We start from the raw sequence: 564 nt of genomic DNA on the forward strand, positions 1-564 counted from the left end.
CGCCACACCGCCYGTCGGCTTGTTGGCATCCGTCACCGAGAAGCCGAAGTTTGCCGTCGACGTGTCACCGTCGCCGTCCGTCACCGTGTAGTTGCCGGTGAYCGGAACAGATGCGCCGACCGTCGCAGCATCCGCCTTGAACTCGTAGCTGCCGTCCGCCTTCACCCGGATCTCGCCTGCACCGACGTCGATCCATCCAGACCAGCCGCTGACCGCGTCGAACGCACCGACAGCAGCYCCATTGATCTGCGTCAGCGTTGCACCATCCGCACCAGCCGCAAAGTCGAACGAACCGGCAATCGTCGTGCCTTCAGCAACAGACCCGCCGGCTTCGTTCGAAGCCAAAGGCGCATCGTCGTTGAAGTTGACCGTCAGCGTGCCGTTGGCAACCGAGCTGTCGGCGTCCGTCACGGTGTAGCCGAGGCCGACCGAGACGGTGTCCTCGCCGTTCGGACCGGCCGTATGCAGCACATTGTCCTTCAGYTCGACCGTATAGGCACCCGTYGCCGCATTCGTCACGGTCACCGTGAACAGAACGCCGCGCGGACCCGTCGCCGTCAGGAT

The 564-nt window shown here is 64.4% G+C and carries 1 protein-coding gene; it reads right to left on the reverse strand.

The window, feature by feature from the left end; translation table 11 throughout:
* Nucleotides 1-564, reverse strand: a 564-nt coding sequence (locus tag AB4Z53_RS35445; protein ID WP_441600112.1) for an Ig-like domain-containing protein, incomplete at both ends; no start/stop codon positions are given.

It is taken from the genome of Ensifer sp. 2TAB8 (assembly GCF_052115125.1).
Taxonomy (GTDB): Bacteria; Pseudomonadota; Alphaproteobacteria; order Rhizobiales; family Rhizobiaceae; genus Ensifer.